Origin of the sequence: Aeromicrobium sp. REDSEA-S38_B2, from assembly GCF_001628525.1 — a bacterium.
GTDB classification, from domain to species: Bacteria; Actinomycetota; Actinomycetes; order Propionibacteriales; family Nocardioidaceae; genus Aeromicrobium; species Aeromicrobium erythreum.
In genome coordinates this window covers 83,935-98,078 of record NZ_LUNH01000015.1, presented here as the reverse complement: position 1 = coordinate 98,078, position 14,144 = coordinate 83,935, and the positions used below count along the sequence as shown (strand labels likewise).

The following is a 14,144-nucleotide window of genomic DNA, read 5'->3' as shown; positions in this document are numbered from 1 at the left end:
GACGCGACGCGTGTCAGTCCTCGTCCTCCTTGGCCGACGACGTGAGCCCGGCCTTGACGATGTAGATCAGCAGGCCGGAGGAGATGACGAGGAAGCCCATCACCCACAGCGGCGCCCACTTCTGGGAGGGGTCGTCCTCGACGTCGGTCACGGTCACGTCGTCCTGGGAGCCCGGCGCGGAGTCGGAGCCCGAGGTACCGGCGCCGTCGGTCGAGGGCTTGACGGTGAAGGGGATCTCGCCGCTGACGGGGTGCCCGTCGGCCGACACGACGCGGTAGACGACCCGGTAGGAGCCGGCGGCGGCCTCGCCCGGCCGGACCCCCACGAGCACGCGACGTCCGGCCACGGTCACGTCGCCGTCGTCCAGACGGGTGCCCGAGGAGCTCAGCACGCGCAGCACGGCGCCGCTGCCCACGTCCTCGCTGAGCGTGATCGACACCGTCTCGGGCAGGGCCGTCAGCGCGGCGCCGTCCTGCGGGTCCGACGACTCGACCGACGCGTGGGCCAGGGCGGGCGACGGAGCGGCGAACAGGGCGACGGTCGCGACGAGACCGAGGACGAACGAGCGCACGGGAGACCTCCTGGGGCGACCGCAGGATGCGGTCGACGGCTACGACGCATCGTAGTAGCCGTCGCCTGAGCGCCCGCGCGCGCCGGCGGGGGTCTCGCCAGCAGCGCCGGTCGGCGTTATCATCGACGAATGGCGATCAATCACCACAGTGGCGACGGCCACCGCGCCCGCGGGCACGACGCACCGCGCGAGCACGAGGGGCACCGTCACCCCGAGCTCACGGGGGCTGACGGGTCGGTCGTCGCCGCTCGGCTGTTCCACGGCCTGGCCGACCCCGGTCGGCTGCGCATCCTGCGCCACCTGCAGCTCGGCGAGCACCGGGTGGTCGAGCTCACCGCCCACCTCGGTCTGGCGCAGTCGACCGTCTCGGCGCACGTCGCCTGCCTGCGCGACTGCGGCCTGCTCGACGTCCGTCACGAGGGCCGCTCCTCCTACTACCGGCTCGCGCACCCCGAGGCCACGGACGAGCTGCTCGCCACCGGGGCCCGGCTGGTCGGGCTCGCCGCACCGGAGGAGGTCGGCTGATGGGCCACGGTCACGGTCACGGCGGACCCGCCAGCCAGCGCCACCGCGGACGGCTCGCGGTGGTGTTCGCGCTCGTCGCCGCCTTCTTCGTCGTCGAGCTCGTGTACGGGTTGCTCGCGTCGTCGCTGGCGCTGCTCTCCGACGCCGGCCACATGGCCGCCGACGTCGTCACGCTCGGCGCCGCGCTGGCCGCCACGCGCATCGCCACCCGCACCGACCGCACCGGACGACGCACCTTCGGCTCCTACCGTGCCGAGGTCTTCGCGTCCGGGTTCGCCGTGCTCGTCATGCTCGGCGTCTCGGTCTACGTCGTCGTCGAGGCGGTCTCGCGGATCGGCTCGCAGGTCGACGTGCAGACCGGCCCGATGATCGTCGTCGGCGTCCTCGGTCTCCTCGTCAACGTCGTCTCGCTCGTGCTGCTGAACGCGGGCGCGGGTGAGTCGCTCGTCGTGCGCGGCGCCTACCTCGAAGTCGTGGCCGACGCCGCCGGCTCGGTCGGGGTCGTCGTCGCCGGCGTGCTGGTCGCGACGACCGGCTCCGCGCGGTGGGACACCGTGGTGGCGCTGGCGATCGGCGTGTTCGTCGCCGTCCGCGCGGTGGTGCTGGCGCGCCAGGTGCTCGCCGTCCTTGGCCAGCACGTGCCCGACGGCATGGACGTCGACGCCGTCGTCGCCGACCTGCGCGCCGTCGAGGGAGTCGACGACGTGCACGACCTCCACGTCTGGGTGCTCACCTCGGGCATGAACGTCGCGACGGCCCACCTGGTGGCCGCCGGCGCGAGCACCGGCCCGGCCGCGCTCGACCGTGTGCTCGCCGACGCGCGCTCGGTGCTCCGCGAGCGGCACCACGTCGAGCACGCCACCCTCCAGGTCGAGGGGTGCCGCGCGCCGGAGTGCCACAGCGTCGACTGGTGACCGCAGCGCCGGCATCGAGGTCTACGCAAACGAGGCGCCGAAGTACGGATGTCTGCGCCGGGCTGTCCGGTGGGTGCGGCACGCCGTGCGACGGTCGAGACGTCGGACGGTGCGGTCTCGCACTCGGGATCGTGGACGAGACTCCCAACCGCACCGTCCGACGCCCACCGGGCCCGACGCCTTCCGACGGGCCCGGTGTCGTGGTCAGGGCCAGGGGTTCTTGACGCAGCCCTGGAGGCCCTTGCTCTGCTGCAGCATCACGGGCGCCTTCGCGCCCGGCGCGGGGCACCCGACGTGGTACTTGCCGAGCGCGTGCCCGACCTCGTGGTTGACGAGGTAGGTGCGGTAGCCGGTCAGGTCGTCGCCGTAGTAGGTCACGCCGCGGACCCACCGCTTGACGTTGAGCACCACCCGGTCGCCGCTGCGGCACGACACCTCGCCGCGCGTGAGCAACGGCGCGCACAGCCGGTCGACCGTGTCGGGGCTCGCGAGCATGACGCGCACGTCGGGGTCCCGTGCCACCTGCGTGAACGACCAGCCGTCGGTGCGCCAGCCGCGCTCGTGCCCCAGCACGCGGGCGACGTCGCGCGCGAACGTCGCCCGGTCCTGCAGCAGGCCGTTCTCGACCTCGACGGTGTAGGTGCGGTCGCGGCCGCCGCCCGAGCCGGCCACGTCGACGACGGCTGCCGTGCGGAACGTGCCGGCCCCGGTCTGCGGGAACGTCGTGGGCTCCACCTCGGCCGTGCGGCGCGCGCCCTGCGACGAGCGCGGGGAGGGCGACGGCGTCGCCGACGGGGTGACGGTGGGCAGCGCGGCCTCGAGACCCCAGGTCGACGCGGTGTCCTCGGTCGCCACCCGCTCCTCGGGCGACGGCCGGACCGCCGAGAGCACCACCACGACGAGCGTCACGAGCAGCGACGCGGCGAGTGCGGCCACGCGTCCGCGACGCACGGTGCGGGCACGCGAGACCCGGTGCCGCCCGGCCGCGTCAGGGTGGGGGCGACGCGGGGGTCCGGGATCACGCTGCGTCACCCGTCCAGCCTACGCGGGGATACGCTGGCCGCGTCGGCTGCCGCAGGGTGGCCAGCCACCGCAGCAGGAGGGCCGGACCACCATGAGCAACACCGAGACCTCGCCCGACGAGATGGTCTGCGGCGCGGACGCGCCGGCCGGTCTGCAGGTGCTCACGCCGCGCGACGTGCCGCTCGGCGGACCCCGCGCGATGACGGTCCGGCGCACGCTCCCCCAGCGCGAGCGGTCGCTCGTGGGCGCCTGGTGCTTCCTCGACCACTACGGTCCCGACGACGTGTCCGAGACCGGCGGCATGGACGTGCCGCCGCACCCGCACACCGGGCTGCAGACCGTCAGCTGGCTGTTCTCGGGCACCGTCGAGCACCGCGACAGCGCCGGCTTCCACGCCGACGTGCGGCCCGGCGAGCTGAACCTCATGACGTCCGGACGCGGGATCAGTCACTCCGAGCGGTCCACCGCCGACACCACCGTGCTGCACGGCGCCCAGCTCTGGGTGGCGCTGCCGCAGCACGCCCGCTTCGTCGAGAAGACCTTCGAGCACTACGCGCCGCCGACCGTCGACGGCCGCACCGCGGAGGGCGCGTGGTCGGCGCAGGTCTTCCTCGGCAGCCTGCTCGGATCGACCTCCCCCGTCGTCACGCACACGCCGCTGCTCGGCGCGGAGCTGCGCCTCGACCGCGGCACCGTCCTCGAGCTCGACGTCGACCCGACCTTCGAGCACGGCGTGCTCGTCGACACCGGCGCCGTGCTGGCCGACGCCGACCCCGTCGCGAAGGACGAGCTCGGCTACCTGGCGCCGGGTCGCGACCGCATCACCCTGCGGGCGACCGAGGACAGCCGGGTCCTGCTCATCGGCGGGCCGCCGTTCGGGGAGCAGATCGTCATGTGGTGGAACTTCGTCGGCCGCAGCCACGACGACGTCGTCGAGTACCGCGCGGCCTGGCAGGCCGAGATCGACGGCAAGCAGGCCGGCGACGGCTCCGACGGACCGTTCGGGCTGCCCGAGGGCGACTCGGAGGCCCCGCTGCCGGCACCCGCCCTCCCGAACGCCCGCATCCGACCGCGCGGCTGACCGCGCACCCGACGAGAGGACCCTCGATGAGCCTGCCCCCCACCGAGCACCGCGACGACGAGGGACGCGTGGTCGTCGTCCGCCACGCCCCCGAGCAACAGCGCTACGAGCTCCTCGACGACGGCACCGTCATCGGCCACGCCGACTACCGCGACCTGGAGGGGAACGGCGCGGGCGCGCAGCGCGACTTCCTGCACACCGAGGTCGACGAGGCGTACGGCGGACGCGGCCTCGCGTCGGTGCTCGTCGCCTACGCACTCGACGACGTCCGCGCGTCGGACCTGCGGATCGTCCCGCACTGCCCCTACGTCGCGAGCTGGCTCCGCAAGCACGAGGGCAGGTTCGACGACCTCGTCGACTGGCCCGCCTGACCGGCCGGTCGGTCGACGCTCAGGTCTCGGCGATCTCGCGGCGCACGTCGTCCATCGAGCGGCCGCGGAAGCGACGGAAGCTGTAGACGATGGTCGCCAGGGCGATCAGCCCCGACACGATGAGCGTGGCCCCCGTGCCCCAGCCGCCCAGCAGCCACCACGAGTCGCGCAGCGGCCACCAGTCGGGCGCGGGAGGCTGCAGGCCCCACACGACGCCGAGGCCGACCAGCCAGACCACGCCGGCCAGCGAGGCGAGGATGCGCGGCCACGTCTGCACGCCCTGGGCGGCCGTGCGCAGGGCGGCGTCCTTGACCGGCTCCACGCGACGCCGTGCCCACTCGTAGCGCTGGGACAGCAGGGCGAGCCCGCCGAACAACAGGAGCAGTCCCGGCCCGGGCAGGAAGATGGCGGCGATGCCGAGCAGGACCATGACCCAGCCGAGGATCTCCAGCGCGATGGTCTTGCCGTGGTGGATGACGCCCATGTCGTCCTCTCGTCGTCGGTCGCCAGAGCCTACCGAGCGAGGGGAAACATCGGTCAACGCTTCTTCAGGACCAGCTGCGCGACGTAGATGATCGCCAGGATGACGAGGATGATCAGGAGGATGCGCATGGTGGGCCCCTTCGCCGGACGCGCGGGTCGCGTCGGTGCCTGAACGGTAGGTCCAGCCGCGCCCGTCCGCACCCCGAGCAGGTGTCCGCGCGACCCGATAGCGTCGTGGTGTCCGCACGTCAGCACCAGGAGGACCGCATGCCGCAGACCGTCAAGGCCGTCGTCGCCCGCAGCAAGGGTGCGCCCGTCACCGTCGAGGACATCGTCGTCCCCGACCCGGGCCCCGGCGAGGCGGTGGTCGCGGTCCAGGCCTGCGGCGTCTGCCACACCGACCTGCACTACCGCGAGGGTGGCATCAACGACGAGTTCCCGTTCCTGCTCGGGCACGAGGCGGCCGGTGTCGTGGAGTCCGTGGGCGAGGGCGTCACCGAGGTGGCGCCGGGCGACTTCGTCGTCCTCAACTGGCGGGCCGTGTGCGGCGACTGTCGCGCGTGCCGACGCGGACGCCCGCAGTACTGCTTCGCCACCTTCAACGCTGAGCAGAAGATGACGCTCGTCGACGGCACGGAGCTCTCCCCCGCGCTCGGCATCGGCGCCTTCGCCGAGAAGACCCTCGTCGCCGCTGGGCAGTGCACGAAGGTCGACCCCGAGGCCGACCCAGCCGCCGTCGGCCTGCTCGGCTGCGGCGTGATGGCCGGCATCGGCGCCGCCATCAACACCGGCGGCGTGGGTCGCGGCGACTCGGTCGCGGTGATCGGCTGCGGCGGCGTGGGCATCGCCGCGGTGGCCGGCGCGAGGCTCGCCGGCGCGGCCAAGATCATCGCCGTCGACCTCGACCCGCGCAAGCTCGAGCAGGCGAAGGCGCTGGGCGCCACGCACGTCGTCGACGCCTCGAAGGACGACGTGGTCGAGACCATCCAGGAGCTCACCGACACCTTCGGCGCCGACGTCGTCATCGAGGCCGTCGGGCGCCCCGAGACGTGGGAGCAGGCGTTCTACGCCCGCGACCTCGCTGGCACCGTCGTCCTGGTCGGCGTGCCCACCCCTGACATGAAGATCCCCGAGGTGCCGCTCATCGACGTGTTCGGGCGCGGCGGCTCGCTCAAGTCGAGCTGGTACGGCGACTGCCTGCCGAGCCGCGACTTCCCGATGCTGGTCGACCTCTACCGCCAGGGTCGTCTCGACCTCGACGCCTTCGTCACCGAGCGCATCGGCATCGACGACGTCGAGGCGGCGTTCGACAAGATGCATCGCGGCGACGTCCTCCGCTCGGTGGTGATGATCTGATGGCGCCAGCAGCACGGGTGCAGAAGGTCGTCACGTCGGGCCAGTTCGAGCTCGACGGCGGCAGCTGGGACGTCGACAACAACGTGTGGCTGGTCGGCGACGACAGCGAGGTCGTGGTGGTCGACGCCCCGCACGACGCCGACGCCATCGCCGCGGCCGTCGACGGTCGCTCGGTGCTGGCCATCGTGCTCACGCACGGGCACAACGACCACCTCAACGCCTCGGTGCGGCTGCGCGAGCTCACCGGCGCACCGATCTGGTTCCCGCCCGCCGACACCATGCTCTGGGAGGCCGAGCACGGCCGGGAGGTCAAGCCCGACCACGACCTCGTCGACGGCACCACCTTCTCGGTCGCCGGCAGCACCCTGCGAGCCATCGCGACCCCGGGCCACTCGCCCGGAAGCACGTGCCTCTACGCCGAGGACCTCGGGGTCCTGTTCAGCGGCGACACCCTGTTCCAGGGCGGCCCGGGCGCGACGGGCCGCAGCTACTCCAGCTTCGAGACGATCGTCGCGTCCATCCGCGACCACCTGCTGACGCTGCCCGACGACACCGTGGTGCACACCGGGCACGGCGACGACACGCGCATCGGCGACGAGGCACCGCACCTGCAGGAGTGGATCGACCGGGGGCACTGACACGTCGGCCGGTCAGGCGCCGTCCTCCGGCCAGTGCCGGAGCGCGACGTCGAGGGCGTCGACGGCTCGCCGCCAGCTGACGTCGGCCTCGGGGTTGCTGTGCTCGAACGCCCCGGAGGCCTGCAGCGCGGTGAAACCGTGCACCGTCGAGCCGACGAGCCGGACGGCGTGCACCCGCTCGCGCTCGGGCACGGGGTAGCCGCGCAGCACCGCCGTCACCAGGTCCGTGTGGCGGCGGCCGGCGGCGAGGGCGGGCGAGTCGGCGTCGACCGCACGTCGGGTCGCGGCGTACCGACCGGGGTGCTCGGTCGCGTACGTCCGGTAGGTATCGGCGAGCGCCTGCAGCGCGTCGCGGCCGGACCGGCCGGCGAGGGCCGCCCCCACCCGGTCGGCGAGCTCGTCGAGCGCCAGGGTCGTCACGCCCTCCCGCAGGGCCTCGGCGCCCGCCACGTGGGCGTAGAGGCTGGGTGTCCGCACGCCGACCGACCGGGCGACGGCCGAGGGGGTCACCGCGTCGAGGCCTTCGCGATCGGCGAGGTCGGCCGCCGCGGTCAGGACGGCGGCGGTGGAGAGTCCGGCTCGGGGCACGGCACGACCCTACCAGCACGCCTGAGTATGTTAGGTTGATGCCTAACAGCATTAGGCAAAGTCACGACGCGAGGAGGGACCATGCAGCCGCTCGACCCGCGCCAGGTGCGCGCCAGCATCGTGAACAGCTCGCGGAGCAGGATCGCGACGATGACGCTGCCCGCGCCGTGGCCGCCGGACCGCCTCGACGAGCGCGACTACCTCGGCTGGATCGACCCGAAGGCGCCGCTGCGCGCCTACGTCGTGCTGGGCGAGGAGATCGTCGCCGAGCCGGTTGGCGTGGAGCTGCGGTTGGCCGACTCGACAGGACCGGCACGCACCACGCTGTGCGACTGGTGCCGCACCGACGACGGCACGTCGACCGCACGTCTGGTGGTGGCGCGCCGTGCCGGGCCGCGCGGACGCGCCGGCGACACGGTCGGCCAGTACGTCTGCGGTGACCTCGCCTGCTGGACGCGGGTGCGCCGGCCGCTCAAGGCGCACGAGAAGTCGGTCACCGGCGCGCCGGACCTGCGCGTCGACGACCTGCGTCGTCGCGTGCTGGAGTTCGTCGACCGGGTGCGGGCGGGCTGAGCCTCAGCCGCGACGCAGGAGCACGATGCCGACGACGGCCGCCACGGCGGCGCCGACAAGGATCGCGATCCGACCCTTGTCGGCCTCGGCGACGGCCTCCTGGGCCCGTCCCTTGACGTCGAGCTTGTCGCCGAGCGCGTCGACGGTCTCGGCGAGGTGCTCGCGGGTCGCGTCGATCTCGGCCTCGAGGCGGGCGCGGTCGCTCATGGGTGGTCTCCCTTCGCGGCGGCCACGTCGGCCTGCACGCTCTCGACCCTGGCGGCCGGCGCCTGGGTCACCTTCGTGACGTTCCGCTTGCCGACGAGGGCGGCGACTCCCGCGACCGCGAACAGCACGACGGCCACGATGAGCGCGGCGAGCCACGGGTCGGTGACGTTCGCCAGGCCGAGCACGGCGGCGCTGATCAGCACGCCCAGCCCGTACAGGGCGATGACGCCCGCGGCTCCGAAGAGTCCCGCGCCGACGCCGACGCGCTTGCCCGCCTGGGCGAGGTCGTCCTTGGCGAGCTGCATCTCGGCGCGGATCAGCGTCGAGATGTCCTCGGTGGCCTGCGCGATGAGCCGTCCGGTCGACTCGTCCGACGGGGAGGTCACAGGCGCCTCGTGCGCGGCTCGGCGAGGTCGGCGGCGGTCGGCGGGTTGTTGGCCGGTCGCGTCGACGTGACCTCGGTGTCGGCCTCCGCGAGGGCGGCGTCGACGTCGTAGGAGGCGTCGGCCGGGTCGGTCGAGACGCGAGCGTCGTCGGAGCCGTGGCCCTTGACGACGTCGGCGACCTTGGAGCCTGCGGCGCTGGCGGCGGACGAGGCCGCGTCGGCGGCGGCCGAGCCGGCTGCGCTGGCGGCGCTCTTGGCAGCGTCGGCCGCGTGGTCGACACCGCTCTGGACGGTCGGTGAGTTCCAGACCTTCTGGGTCTGGGTGCGGATCTGGTCGTAGCGCTCGCGGCCGGCGCGCGTGCCGAGCACGTAGCCGGCGACGCCGGCAGCCGCGATGAACAGCTTGTTCACGTCAGGTTCCCCTTCGCAGACGACTCCCCCATGGTGGAACACACAGAGGTCCACAGCATCCCGGGAGTCGCCACGTCCCGCAACCGCAGGGAGGGATCACGAAGCCGGCGGACGCTCCGGCGGCGTCATGGCCCAACGGATCGACCGCGTGACGACCTCGCCCCCGATCCGCACGGCGCTCGCCTCGGCGACGGGCAGGTACGGCAGACGCAACGGCCAGCGCGTCCAGCGCGGCATGAGACCGACGGCCGCCGCCGCGAGCACGCCGTACGGCACGCGTACGGCGAGCGGCACCGGCGGGTGCACCAGCAGGTAGCGCGCCGTGCGCCGTGCCGCCGCCGTGCTCGCGAGCTCCGGACGGAACGCGGCGAGTGCTGCCTCGAGCTCCGCGACCGTCGTGGGCACGTCGCTCGCCCCGAGCTCGCGGGCCACCACGGCCGCCTCGGCCACGTACGCGTCGCGGCCGGCGGTGTCCAGCGGACGTCGGCCGTACCGGTCGTGCGCCCGCAGGAAGCTGTCGACCTCGGCGACGTGCACCCACCGCAGCAGCTGCGGGTCCGATGCGCGGTAGGGGCGGCCGTCCGGCGCCACCCCGGTGATCGTCTCGTGCACGGCACGCACGCCTCGAATGGCGCGCGTCGCGTCGGCGTCGGTCCCGAACGTGGTCACGGCGAGGAACCCGCTCGTGCGCTGCAGCCGACCCCACGGGTCGCCCCGGAAGCCCGAGTTCTGGTCGACCGCCGCCATCGCCAGCGGGTGCAGCGACTGCAGCAGCAGCGCCCGGATGCCGCCCACGAACATCGACGCGTCGCCGTGCACCGTCGCGATCGCCGAGTCCGGCCCGAACCGGCGCGGTCCGGGAGCGAACATGATCCGCTCGCGCCGGGCCGGGCCCTCGTCGCCCGCCACGCGGGCGAAGATCATCCGCCCCAGCCGGTCCCGCACGTCGAGGTCCATGCCCTCCAGTCTCGCCGAGCTGACGAAGTTCGCACGGGAATCTCCGCTAGGCCCGGAAAGCTCCCCGGGCGAACCGCAGGAAACCGTGTGCGGTGAGAGATTCCCAGGTCGACCTGGGAATCTCCTTGCACGTCAGCCATGCACGGAAATCTTCGATAGGCCCGGAAAGCTCTCCGGGCCAATCACGGGAAACCGTGCCTGGGTGGGAGATTCCCAGGTCGACCTGGGAATCTCCCACGGCGTCAGGCGGTGGGGGCGGCGCGCCGGCGACGCTGCTCGGCCGGGTCGGGCACCGGGACGGCGGCGATGAGGCGCTGCGTGTACGCCTCCTGTGGGCGCCGCAGGACGTCCTCGCGCGACCCCTGCTCCACCAGCCGACCGTGCTGCAGCACTGCCACCCGGTTCGCGAGCGAGTCGACGACGGCCAGGTCGTGGCTGATGAACAGGCACGCGAACCCGACCCGCTGCTGCAGCTCGGCGAACAGCTCGAGCACCGTGGCCTGCACCGAGACGTCGAGCGCCGACGTCGGCTCGTCCGCGATGAGCAGGTCCGGGTCGAGCGCGATCGCGCGGGCCAGGCTGATCCGCTGGCGCTGACCACCGGACAGCTCGTGACCGAACCGCGCCGCGTACGACGCCGGTAGCTGCACCGACTCCAGCAGCGACGCCACCTTCGCGTCGACCTGCGCCGCCGACAGATCCGTCTGCACCCGCAGCGGCTCGGCGATGCAGTCGCCGATGCTCATCCGCGGGTTCAACGACGACGCCGGGTCCTGGAAGACGAACCCGAAGCGCGAGCGCAACGGCCGCAGCCGTGCGTCCGACAGTCCCGACACGACCGTCCCCGACACCGAGACCGTGCCGCTCGTCGGCTGCTGCAGCCCGACCGCCGTGCGACCGATCGTCGACTTGCCCGACCCCGACTCCCCGACCAGGCCGAGCACCTCGCCGCGACGCACCTGCAGCGACACGTGGTCGACCGCCGTGAACGCCGGCTGGCCGAGCCGACCGGCGAACTCCACGACGAGGTCGTCGACGTCGAGCACCACCTCGTTCGACAGGTCGACCGGCTCCGGCCCGTCCTCGCGGCCAAGGTGCGGCACCGCGTCGAGCAGCGCCCGCGTGTACGGGTGCCGCGGCTCGGCGAACAGCCGGTCCACCGGCGCCGTCTCCACCAGACGGCCGCGGTACATCACCACCACCCGATCGGCCACGTCGGCCACCACGCCCATGTTGTGGGTGATCAGCACGATCGCCGTCCCCAACCGGTCGCGCAGGCTCAGCAGCAGGTCGAGGATCTGCGCCTGCACCGTCACGTCGAGCGCCGTCGTCGGCTCGTCGGCCACGATCACGTCCGGGTCGCACGCGATCGCCATCGCGATCACCACCCGCTGCTTCTGCCCGCCCGACAGCTGGTGCGGGTAGTAGTCGACCCGCTGCTCCGGGTCGGGCAGCCCGACCAGCTCCAGCAGCTCCACCGCCCGCGCCCGCGCCTCCTTCCCGCTCACCGACCGGTGCGCGCGGATGCCCTGCACGATCTGCCAGCCGACCGTGCGCACCGGATCGAGCGCCGTCGACGGCTCCTGGAAGACCATCGACACCTCGTCGCCACGGACCGAGCGCAGCTCCCGCTGGCTCCGCCCCACGAGCTCGCGCTCTGGCAGGGACGGATCGCCCGGACCGCTGCCCCGCCCCTCGCCCGACCGCAGCACCGCCGACCCCTCGACCGTCGCGGTCGAGGGCAGCAGCCCGAGGACGGCGCGAGCCGTCACCGACTTGCCCGAGCCCGACTCGCCCACCACGGCCAGCACCTCGCCCGGCGCCACGTCGAACGACAGGTCCCGCACGGCACGCACCCGCCCGCCGTCGGTGCTGAACGAGACCGACAGGTCCGACAACGACAGCACCGCCGCACGGCGCACGTCCGCCGGCACGTCCTCGGCGACCGTCGCTGCGGCGTCGTCGTCGAGCTGGATCTCGCTCTCGGTCCCGTCGCCCGCGCGCGTGCGCAGCAGCGGGTTGAGCACGTCGTTGAGGCTCTCGCCCACCAGCGTCACGCCGAGCACGACCAGCACGATCGCCAGGCCGGGGAAGACGCCGGTCCACCAGATGCCGTTCGTCGCGTCCGGCAGCGCCTTGTTCAGGTCGTAGCCCCACTCCGCCGCCGCCGACGGCTCGATGCCGAACCCGAGGAAGCCCAGACCCGCCAGCGTGAGGATGGCCTCCGACGCGTTGAGCGTGCCGATGATCGGCAGGTTCTGGGCCACGTTGCTGAACACGTGCCGGAACATGATGCGGGGGGTCCGCACTCCTACGACGCGTGCCGCGTCGACGTACGGCTCGGTCTTCACCGACAGCGTCGCGTTGCGGATGACGCGGAAGTACTGCGGCACGAAGATCACGGTGATCGAGATCGCCGCCGACATGATGCCGCCGAACGCTCCGCTCGACCCGCCCGAGAGCACGATCGAGACGACGATGGCGAGCAGCAGCGACGGGAACGCGTAGAGGGCGTCCATGACGAGCACGAGCACGCGGTCGAGCCAGCCGCCGAGGTAGCCCGACACGAGCCCGAGCGGCACGCCCACGACGCTCGAGAGCACCACGGCCAGGGCGATGACGATCATCGCCGTCCGCGTGCCGTACACGACCCGCGAGAACACGTCGGTGCCGCCGACGGTCGTCCCGAACCAGTGCGCCGACGACGGTGCCTGCTGTGCGCCGAACACGACGCCGTCGGTGGTGCGGTCGGCGTCGAAGCCGTAGGGGGCGATCCACGGTGCGAACACGGCGACGACGACGAACAGCAGCACCAGGCCGAAGCCCAGCAGCAGCATGAACCGCTGCAGACCGTGGCTCTGCCGCACGACACCCGGCACGAGACGCTGCACTCCTGCGCGCGCCATCAGAACCGCACCCTCGGGTCGACGAGCGCGACGATCACGTCGATCAGGAAGCTCGCCACGCACACCACGAGCGCGATCACCGTGACGATGCCCTGCACCGCCAGGAAGTCGCGGGCCTTCAGGTACTCCGCGAGCGCATAGCCGATGCCCTTCCACTCGAAGGTGGTCTCCGTCAGCACCGCACCCGCCAGCAGCATCGCGACCTGCATGCCCATCACTGTCACCACGGGCACGAGGGCGTTGCGGAACGCGACCTTGCGGATCACGCGACCCTCGGCCATGCCGCGCGCCCGAGCCGACGTCACGTACTCGGCCCGCATCGTCTGCAGCAGGTTGATGCGCACGAGGCGCAGGAACACGCCACCGGTCAGCAGGCCCAGCGCGAGCGCGGGCAGCAGCGCGTACTGCAGCACCTCCAGCACGTACCGCGGGTCGCCCCACAGGATCGCGTCGACGAGCAGGATGTTGGTGCGCGGTCGGACCTGCTCGAGCGTCAGGAGCGTCGAGGTCGACGCCCGTCCCGACGACGGCCAGCCGAACGGCGTGAACGCCAGCTTCAGGAGCAGACCGACGAAGAACACCGGCGCGGCGTACGCGACGATCGCGAACAGCCGCAGGGCCACGTCGGGCAGCCGGTCGCGGTAGCGCGCCGCCAATCGGCCGAGCGGCACACCGACGGCGAACGCGACGACGAGCGCGTAGAACGACAGCTCCAGGGTCGCCGCGCCGTTGACGCGCAGCACCTCCGAGATCGGCTGGTTGTCGGTCAGCGACCGACCGAAGTCACCGTGCAGCAGGCCCGACAGGTACTCCCAGTACTGCACGAGGAGCGGGCGGTCGAGGCCGGCCTCGGCCTTGCGCTCGGCGATCTGCTCGGGCGTCAGGCGCCCGCCCTGCGCCGCCGTGATCGGGTCGCCGATCACCCGCAGCAGCACGAACACGAGGGTGACGAGCACCCAGATCATCGGCACGACGAGCGCCAGCCGGACGAGCAGGTAGCGCGCCAGCGGTGGCAGGCCCCGACGCGAGCCCGACGGTGCGGCCGGGACGGGGGTGGGCGGCTCGCCGGCGGCGAGCACCTCGGCGGAAGACATGCGGCTCCTCAGGAGTGGAGGGAGGTCGGACGGGCGGGCACGCGAGAGGGGGTGGGTCCGA

At 73.0% G+C, this 14,144-nt stretch carries 17 protein-coding genes; 7 read left to right on the top strand and 10 right to left on the bottom strand.

The features are described 5' to 3' along the window. Positions 1–13: 13 nt before the first annotated feature. Positions 14–571 (bottom strand): copper resistance CopC family protein, encoded by a 558-nt coding sequence (locus tag A6Q81_RS03610; protein ID WP_286689568.1) that lies wholly within the window; start codon positions 569–571, stop codon positions 14–16. A gap of 129 nt (positions 572–700) precedes the next feature. On the opposite strand from A6Q81_RS03610, the gene A6Q81_RS03605 reads away from it, so the two are divergent. Beyond that, positions 701–1,096, top strand: a complete 396-nt coding sequence (locus A6Q81_RS03605; RefSeq protein WP_083516142.1) for an ArsR/SmtB family transcription factor — start codon at positions 701–703, stop codon at positions 1,094–1,096. Further along, a complete protein-coding gene (locus A6Q81_RS03600) occupies positions 1,096–2,010 on the top strand; it encodes a cation diffusion facilitator family transporter (RefSeq protein ID WP_286689567.1) in 915 nt (304 codons plus the stop codon). The genes A6Q81_RS03605 and A6Q81_RS03600 overlap by 1 nt, the downstream gene beginning before the upstream one ends. Before the next feature lie 204 nt (positions 2,011–2,214). Here the strand turns inward: A6Q81_RS03600 and A6Q81_RS03595 are convergent, their stop codons facing one another. After that, positions 2,215–3,042, bottom strand: coding sequence for a DUF3152 domain-containing protein (locus A6Q81_RS03595; RefSeq protein ID WP_286689566.1), 828 nt, complete (start codon positions 3,040–3,042; stop codon positions 2,215–2,217). Positions 3,043–3,124: 82 nt separating this feature from the next. Between A6Q81_RS03595 and A6Q81_RS03590 the strand changes: the two genes are divergently transcribed. After that, a complete protein-coding gene (locus tag A6Q81_RS03590) occupies positions 3,125–4,114 on the top strand; it encodes a pirin family protein (RefSeq protein WP_286689565.1) in 990 nt (329 codons plus the stop codon). A gap of 26 nt (positions 4,115–4,140) precedes the next feature. Further along, complete coding sequence (locus A6Q81_RS03585) at positions 4,141–4,485, top strand: GNAT family N-acetyltransferase (protein ID WP_286689564.1); 345 nt, start codon at positions 4,141–4,143, stop codon at positions 4,483–4,485. 19 nt (positions 4,486–4,504) lie between these two features. Here the strand turns inward: A6Q81_RS03585 and A6Q81_RS03580 are convergent, their stop codons facing one another. Continuing rightward, positions 4,505–4,969 (bottom strand): PGPGW domain-containing protein, encoded by a 465-nt coding sequence (locus A6Q81_RS03580; RefSeq protein WP_067853026.1) that lies wholly within the window; start codon positions 4,967–4,969, stop codon positions 4,505–4,507. 266 nt (positions 4,970–5,235) lie between these two features. Here A6Q81_RS03580 and A6Q81_RS03575 point away from each other — a divergent pair, with 266 nt between their 5' ends. Together A6Q81_RS03575 and A6Q81_RS03570 are read left to right on the top strand one after the other, a co-directional pair. Beyond that, the gene (locus tag A6Q81_RS03575) at positions 5,236–6,324 is read left to right on the top strand and encodes an S-(hydroxymethyl)mycothiol dehydrogenase (protein WP_067853030.1); all 1,089 of its coding nucleotides are present in this window, start codon (positions 5,236–5,238) and stop codon (positions 6,322–6,324) included. Next, complete coding sequence (locus tag A6Q81_RS03570) at positions 6,324–6,962, top strand: MBL fold metallo-hydrolase (protein ID WP_067853031.1); 639 nt, start codon at positions 6,324–6,326, stop codon at positions 6,960–6,962. The genes A6Q81_RS03575 and A6Q81_RS03570 overlap by 1 nt, the downstream gene beginning before the upstream one ends. Positions 6,963–6,974: 12 nt before the next feature. Here the strand turns inward: A6Q81_RS03570 and A6Q81_RS03565 are convergent, their stop codons facing one another. Continuing rightward, entirely contained in the window at positions 6,975–7,550 is a 576-nt protein-coding gene (locus A6Q81_RS03565) for a TetR/AcrR family transcriptional regulator (RefSeq protein WP_067853032.1), read from the bottom strand. Between the two features lie 81 nt (positions 7,551–7,631). On the opposite strand from A6Q81_RS03565, the gene A6Q81_RS03560 reads away from it, so the two are divergent. Beyond that, a complete protein-coding gene (locus A6Q81_RS03560; protein WP_067853035.1) occupies positions 7,632–8,123 on the top strand; it encodes an FBP domain-containing protein in 492 nt (163 codons plus the stop codon). 3 nt (positions 8,124–8,126) lie between these two features. On the opposite strand, the gene A6Q81_RS03555 is transcribed toward A6Q81_RS03560, so the two are convergent. The 6 genes from A6Q81_RS03555 to A6Q81_RS03530 all read right to left on the bottom strand — a co-directional run bounded on the left by A6Q81_RS03555 (position 8,127) and on the right by A6Q81_RS03530 (position 14,083). Beyond that, the gene (locus A6Q81_RS03555; protein ID WP_067853038.1) at positions 8,127–8,330 is read right to left on the bottom strand and encodes a DUF3618 domain-containing protein; all 204 of its coding nucleotides are present in this window, start codon (positions 8,328–8,330) and stop codon (positions 8,127–8,129) included. After that, on the bottom strand, positions 8,327–8,716 hold the full coding sequence (locus A6Q81_RS03550; protein WP_067853040.1) for a phage holin family protein: 390 nt from the start codon (positions 8,714–8,716) through the stop codon (positions 8,327–8,329). Before A6Q81_RS03550 ends, A6Q81_RS03555 begins: the two co-directional genes overlap by 4 nt. Continuing rightward, positions 8,713–9,126 (bottom strand): hypothetical protein, encoded by a 414-nt coding sequence (locus tag A6Q81_RS03545; protein ID WP_067853043.1) that lies wholly within the window; start codon positions 9,124–9,126, stop codon positions 8,713–8,715. The genes A6Q81_RS03550 and A6Q81_RS03545 overlap by 4 nt, the downstream gene beginning before the upstream one ends. A gap of 96 nt (positions 9,127–9,222) precedes the next feature. Continuing rightward, positions 9,223–10,083, bottom strand: coding sequence for an oxygenase MpaB family protein (locus A6Q81_RS03540; RefSeq protein ID WP_286689563.1), 861 nt, complete (start codon positions 10,081–10,083; stop codon positions 9,223–9,225). 242 nt (positions 10,084–10,325) lie between these two features. Next, entirely contained in the window at positions 10,326–12,989 is a 2,664-nt protein-coding gene (locus A6Q81_RS03535; RefSeq protein ID WP_286689562.1) for an ABC transporter ATP-binding protein/permease, read from the bottom strand. Continuing rightward, the gene (locus A6Q81_RS03530) at positions 12,989–14,083 is read right to left on the bottom strand and encodes an ABC transporter permease (RefSeq protein ID WP_286689561.1); all 1,095 of its coding nucleotides are present in this window, start codon (positions 14,081–14,083) and stop codon (positions 12,989–12,991) included. The genes A6Q81_RS03535 and A6Q81_RS03530 overlap by 1 nt, the downstream gene beginning before the upstream one ends. Positions 14,084–14,144: the final 61 nt, after the last annotated feature.

Bases quoted from the DNA above. Each gene is read 5' to 3' on its own strand.
- A6Q81_RS03570 (WP_067853031.1), top strand. From the start codon at position 6,324: ATGGCGCCAGCAGCACGGGTGCAGAAGGTCGTCACGTCGGGCCAGTTC.
- A6Q81_RS03600 (WP_286689567.1), top strand. From the start codon at position 1,096: ATGGGCCACGGTCACGGTCACGGCGGACCCGCCAGCCAGCGCCACCGC.
- A6Q81_RS03605 (WP_083516142.1), top strand. From the start codon at position 701: ATGGCGATCAATCACCACAGTGGCGACGGCCACCGCGCCCGCGGGCAC.
- A6Q81_RS03540 (WP_286689563.1), bottom strand. From the start codon at position 10,083: ATGGACCTCGACGTGCGGGACCGGCTGGGGCGGATGATCTTCGCCCGC.
- A6Q81_RS03590 (WP_286689565.1), top strand. From the start codon at position 3,125: ATGAGCAACACCGAGACCTCGCCCGACGAGATGGTCTGCGGCGCGGAC.
- A6Q81_RS03575 (WP_067853030.1), top strand. From the start codon at position 5,236: ATGCCGCAGACCGTCAAGGCCGTCGTCGCCCGCAGCAAGGGTGCGCCC.
- A6Q81_RS03555 (WP_067853038.1), bottom strand. From the start codon at position 8,330: ATGAGCGACCGCGCCCGCCTCGAGGCCGAGATCGACGCGACCCGCGAG.
- A6Q81_RS03585 (WP_286689564.1), top strand. From the start codon at position 4,141: ATGAGCCTGCCCCCCACCGAGCACCGCGACGACGAGGGACGCGTGGTC.
- A6Q81_RS03580 (WP_067853026.1), bottom strand. From the start codon at position 4,969: ATGGGCGTCATCCACCACGGCAAGACCATCGCGCTGGAGATCCTCGGC.
- A6Q81_RS03560 (WP_067853035.1), top strand. From the start codon at position 7,632: ATGCAGCCGCTCGACCCGCGCCAGGTGCGCGCCAGCATCGTGAACAGC.
- A6Q81_RS03530 (WP_286689561.1), bottom strand. From the start codon at position 14,083: ATGTCTTCCGCCGAGGTGCTCGCCGCCGGCGAGCCGCCCACCCCCGTC.
- A6Q81_RS03535 (WP_286689562.1), bottom strand. From the start codon at position 12,989: ATGGCGCGCGCAGGAGTGCAGCGTCTCGTGCCGGGTGTCGTGCGGCAG.